At 48.4% G+C, this 5229-nt stretch carries 5 protein-coding genes; all 5 read right to left on the reverse strand.

The window, feature by feature from the left end; all coding sequences use genetic code 11:
• Positions 1-18 precede the first annotated feature (18 nt).
• Complete coding sequence (gene ligA / locus AC1WIP_RS10870; protein ID WP_481141847.1) at positions 19-2010, reverse strand: NAD-dependent DNA ligase LigA; 1992 nt, start codon at positions 2008-2010, stop codon at positions 19-21.
• Between the two features lie 69 nt (positions 2011-2079).
• Positions 2080-2805 carry a pseudouridine synthase gene (locus tag AC1WIP_RS10875; RefSeq protein ID WP_481141848.1) on the reverse strand — a complete coding sequence of 242 codons (726 nt, stop codon included), beginning with the start codon at positions 2803-2805 and terminating at the stop codon, positions 2080-2082.
• A complete protein-coding gene (locus tag AC1WIP_RS10880) occupies positions 2780-3451 on the reverse strand; it encodes a ribonuclease H1 domain-containing protein (RefSeq protein ID WP_481141849.1) in 672 nt (223 codons plus the stop codon). Before AC1WIP_RS10880 ends, AC1WIP_RS10875 begins: the two co-directional genes overlap by 26 nt.
• Positions 3452-3505: 54 nt before the next feature.
• Positions 3506-4486 carry a GGDEF domain-containing protein gene (locus AC1WIP_RS10885; RefSeq protein WP_481141851.1) on the reverse strand — a complete coding sequence of 327 codons (981 nt, stop codon included), beginning with the start codon at positions 4484-4486 and terminating at the stop codon, positions 3506-3508.
• A 29-nt stretch (positions 4487-4515) separates the two neighbouring features.
• Positions 4516-5172 carry a hypothetical protein gene (locus AC1WIP_RS10890; protein ID WP_481141850.1) on the reverse strand — a complete coding sequence of 219 codons (657 nt, stop codon included), beginning with the start codon at positions 5170-5172 and terminating at the stop codon, positions 4516-4518.
• Positions 5173-5229: the final 57 nt, after the last annotated feature.

The following is a 5229-nucleotide window of genomic DNA, read 5'->3' on the forward strand; positions in this document are numbered from 1 at the left end:
GCAATTCATACAAAATTTTTATTTTAGGTCTTGACTTTTAATAGTTAGACTTTCTTGCAAATATTTTTCCATAAATTCCTCTTCTGTTACAATGGGAATCCCCAGCTCCTTTGCTTTCTTATTTTTGGACGAGGCAGAAGAAATATCATTGTTGATCAGACAGACCGTTTTTCCGGTAACGCTTCCCGTCACCTTGCCGCCCCTTTCCTCGATAAGCTCCTTGAGCTGGTTTCTGCTCTCAAAATGCTGCAGGGAGCCTGTGACCACAAAACTCATATTCTCCAGGGTACGTTCCCCGGAAGTCTCCGGCTTTTCTATCCTCAGTTCCTTAAGCAGATTCTCTATTTTCTGGAGATTGTCCCCATCCCTCATATAATCCACAAATGCCGACGCGATCACTTCTCCCACGCCCTCTATGGCGCTTAAGGTTTCCACATCGGCGTTCTGCATTCGTTCCAGCTGATAGTCAAAATGCCGGCACAGCATCTTTGCATTCGCCACGCCGATATTCGCGATTCCCAGTCCGTAGATAACTCTGGGCAGCGTAGTATTTCTGGCCTTTTCGATACTGTCCAGGAGATTTTGGCAGGATTTTTCTCCAAAGCCTTCCATCTGTTCGATTTCCTCTCTGTGTTTATCCAGATGAAAGAGGTCGGCGTACTCACGGATAAATCCCCGGTCGATGAATTTTTCCAGGGTAGCCTCGGACATACCGTCAATGTTCATGGCATCTCTGCTCACAAAAAGGGTAAACGCCTTGATGCGTTTGGCCGCGCATTTTTCATTGGTACAGTACAGTGACTGCACCTCATTTATCTGTCTGATCTGCGTCCTGCCCCCGCACACAGGACAAGTCTTTGGTATCTCCACGGTATCACTGCAGGTCAAATTCTCGGCGATCTGGGGAATAATCATATTTGCCTTGTAAACCGTAATCCGGTCTCCGATTCCCAGCTTCAGGCCCTTCAGGATGCTGATATTGTGAACCGAGGCCCGGCTCACCGTAGTTCCCTCCAGTTCCACCGGCTCAAAGACAGCCACAGGATTGATCAGTCCCGTCCTGCTTGGGCTCCACTGAATTTCTATCAGTCTCGTTTCCCGAAGCTCATCCGCCCATTTAAAAGCAATGGAATCCCGGGGGAATTTTGCAGTGCTCCCTAAAGACTGCCCATAGGCAATATCCTCATAAGTCAGCACCAGGCCGTCCGAAGGAATGTCATAGGTCTCCACCTTTCGTTCAAATTCTTCGATGGTCTCCAGAATGTTTTCCTCTGTGACAAGACAATGCTCCACCACATCAAAGCCCTGCTCCTGTAAAAAAGCAAACTGGGCTTCCTTGGAATTATGGAAATCCTCCCCCTGGGCCTTCACAAGGGTAAAGGCATAAAACTGTACATTTCTCTTTGCTGTAATCTCATTATTCAGCTGACGCACTGAGCCGCTGCAGAGATTTCTTGGATTTTTGTATCTTGCGTCCGCATCTTCAATCTCGCTGTTCATTTTTTCAAAATCCGAATAACTGATAACAGCCTCTCCTCTTAAAATCAATTCCCCCTGAAAAGAAATATGGAGAGGCAGATTTTTGAATGTCCTGGCATTATTCGTGACAACCTCCCCTATCTCTCCGTTTCCCCTGGTGACCGCTTTTGCAAGTTTCCCTTCACGATATGTCAATACTATGGTCAATCCATCCAGCTTCCAGCTTAAAATTGCAGGATTTCCCGCCAGCCAGTCACGCAGCTCCTCCCGGCTTTTGGTTTTTCCCAGAGAAAGCATAGGCGTCTCGTGCCGCTCCTTGGGGAGCGTCTCCACCGCCTCATATCCCACGTTCACTGTAGGACTGTTGGCCAGAACCACTCCCGTCTCCTCTTCCAGCGCTGTCAGCTCATCATATAATTTATCATATTCAAAATTGCTCATGATCTCCCGGTCCTGAGCATAATAGGCCTTCGACGCCTTATTTAACGTCTCCACCAGATATTTGATTCTCTCCACTTTAGATGTCTGCATTTTGTGTTCTCTCTTTTTTCTGATTTCTCATTTCTGACTTCTGCTTTCTCATCTCTGATTTCTAATTTCTCAAGCCTTCCCTGACAGACCGGCCCTGGCATAGAGTTCCTCCCGCTCTTTTCCTGTGAGCTCCCTGTACTGCCCTGGATGCAGCCCGTCCAGCAGAATATTCATCACACGAATACGCTTCAGGCTCCTCACCTGATATCCGCATGCCTTGCACATACGTCTAATCTGCCTGTTGACTCCCTGAGTCAGTGTCAAGTGAAAGGTATATTTCCCACTCTGCTCTGCCTTGCATTTTCTGGTGGTAATCCCCAGCTCCCTCAAATAAATGCCGCCGGACATTCTGTCCAGAAACTCCGGTGTTATCTCCTTGTTTACCTTAACCACATATTCCTTTTCGTGCCGGTTGGCTCCCCGCATTATGGCATCGATCAGTTCTCCGTCATTGGTTAAAAGCAAAAGCCCCTCCGAATCCTTATCCAGCCTTCCGGCGTAGGTCACCCGCACCGGATAGGAAATTACATCCGTTATCTTTTTTTCCGCATGGACATCCCGCTCTGTACAAGTCACCCCTGTGGGCTTATAAAAAGCCAGCACCGTTTTCTGATTCTGCTTTTGCACAATTTTCTGATTTACCCTGACCTCATCCCCGTGACATACCAGCTGTCCCTTGCAGGCTCTTTGGCCGTTTATCTGCACTCGTCCTTCCTCAATCAGTCTGTCCGCATCTCTTCTGGAGCATACACCACATTCCGCCAAATATTTATTCAATCGAATCTGTTCCATCATAAGGCTCCATTTCCTCTATCCGCCGGACCTTTGGGATGCCATTTCCCCGTACCAGCCCTGTTTTTGCCAATTGGTCCGCCAACTCATTGTACCGCACATTTGTATGGGCCGCAACCTTTGTAAAGCGCAGCGTCACCTTTCCCCCCCAGAGACGCATAGCCTGGGCATACTTCTTCGTCAGCTCCGTCTTGGCCCTCCACTCTCCCGTCACCCATTTTTCAATGCCCTGGTAGTCATAGCATATCTCCAGCGCGCCAAACCCGTTGGCCATGGCAAACTTTACCGCAAACATAGCCCCCAGCATTTCTCCGGTCACATTGCGCAGCTTAAGAGACTGCTCATTGCTGCCATTTCCATACTCCGTAAAAATTCTGCCGTCCGGCAATAGAAAAACACAGCCAAAGGCATACTTTTTCAAAGCATCGTCGTAGCTTCCGTCCACATAGGCCAAAAGCTGCCCCTGCTGCAAAGAAGCTGCAGCAGGGGTATCTGCCTCCTCTAAATAGGCCTTGGCCTCCGAAAGAGTGGCAAAGCCCTTATAACAGGCTCCCGGGTATCCCTCCACAGAAGCCCTGCATTCTGTCCAGCTGGTAAATATACCTGTCTTGCCGCCTTTTTTTACAGCATAATACTTCTTGCCCGCCATCGTCCCTCGCTCCATCCATTCCAAGTCTGCCGTTTCAGGAGGCATAATGTAAGCTCAATGACCTCCCTCCCGCTTCTCCGTCTGATAAAACAGGAAGCTGTTCTTTCCGTTTCTCTTCACCTTATACATTGCGTTATCGGCATACACAATCAATTCCTTCATATCCTCCGTATCTTGGGGATAGGAAGCAATGCCAATGCTTCCGCACACCTGAGCCTTTTTGCCCTCCAGCACAAAGGGCTTATGAAACACCTGGCTGCATTGGAACACCAGCTTTTCCACGATCTTGCTCTGGCTGCTGCGGATGATGACGATAAACTCATCGCCGGCATAGCGGTACGGCGTGAGCACCTGGGTCTGAATTTCCTTCAATCGGGCAGCCACCTGGCGCAAGGCGTCGTCCCCCGCAGTGTGCCCATAAGTATCATTAATGGTCTTAAAATCATCAATGTCCAGCATCATCACCGTACACGGCCGCTTCTCGTCGATACAGTTCTGAAGGTCCTCCATAAATTTACTGCGGTTTGGAAGGCCCGTCAGAAAATCATGCTGTGAAGCAGATTCCAAAATACTTGTGGCCTCCTCCAGCTGCCCCATCAGCTTCTTTCTTTTTACCTGCATATAAAGCATCCACAAAATAACCAAAATAAGCACGGCCATCAGGATTCCCGCCGGAATCAGGGCTTCCCTGTTACGCTCTGCAAAGGTTTCCTCATGGTTCAAAATAACCGTGTCTTCGGGAAGCACCGACATATCCAGGCCAAATTTTTTCATTACAGCCTCATCCACGCAATAAACATTTGGACTGTCTATAACGCTGCCATCATCCCCTACTTCCTGCCCGTTAATAATATCTGTGGCCAGCTGTGCGGCTATCTCACCGGAGAGCTCCATGGACACCACATTGCCGCCAAGCAGTCCCTCTCCAATGCCATCGCCCTCCACCATGCGCAGAACAGGAACCTTAGCCCACCGGACCACCATCTCTACGGACTCTGCATTGGAATAAATTTTCCCATCTGCGTCCTCCGTCATCACCACGTAAATGAGAATGGTATCCTCACTTACGCTGTTAATTGCAAGCTGCAGCTCCCATGTATCCAGCTCGGAGGTGTTGATCTCCGAAAACTCCAGCTCCGGATACTGCTCTGCACATGCAAAAAACGCTTTCTTTCAGCCTCACCGGTTATGCTGTTATCCAAAATAGCAACCACCTTAGACGCCTTTGGATTGATTTGTAATCCAAACTCAATATTTTTCTCCACAGACAGCTTTTCCAGTATCCCCATTACCAAGGGATCCTGGACCATCTCTTCCGCCAGCTCTTCATCATTGACTCCCTCGAAGATCAGCGGTGTATCAGGAAAAAGCTCCTCCTTATGCTCCTTTGCAAACAATAAAGCGGCGTCATCCCCCACAATCACCACATCGTAGGGCTCCACCTGGGAGAGACGATATTTCAGGCTTTCGTAAAAATACTCTATGGACGTTTCATCATCCACTCTCTTGGTATCCATAAATTCATAATCCAGTACAATCCCTTCACCCAGCCCCTTCTTGATTCCGTCAATCTGTATCTGCACAGTGTCCCACGCATAAGAATAGGAGCTGATAAACAGGACTCTCCCTTCGTCAGCCGCCGATACCCGCATGCCGCTGCATAACAGTACCGCAAGCATGATGATTCCCCATATCCTTTTCATTCCCTTTTTCTCTGTCATGATATCATCTTCCCTGAATACAAGATTTACTCTTTTTTATTTATTATATTACCACAT

This window comes from Acetatifactor sp., assembly GCF_982438285.1.

Coding starts and splice junctions, on each gene's coding strand:
- AC1WIP_RS10885 (WP_481141851.1), bottom strand. CDS start 4,486: ATGACGGAGGACGCAGATGGGAAAATTTATTCCAATGCAGAGTCCGTA.
- AC1WIP_RS10875 (WP_481141848.1), bottom strand. CDS start 2,805: ATGATGGAACAGATTCGATTGAATAAATATTTGGCGGAATGTGGTGTA.
- AC1WIP_RS10880 (WP_481141849.1), bottom strand. CDS start 3,451: ATGGCGGGCAAGAAGTATTATGCTGTAAAAAAAGGCGGCAAGACAGGT.
- ligA (WP_481141847.1), bottom strand. CDS start 2,010: ATGCAGACATCTAAAGTGGAGAGAATCAAATATCTGGTGGAGACGTTA.
- AC1WIP_RS10890 (WP_481141850.1), bottom strand. CDS start 5,172: ATGACAGAGAAAAAGGGAATGAAAAGGATATGGGGAATCATCATGCTT.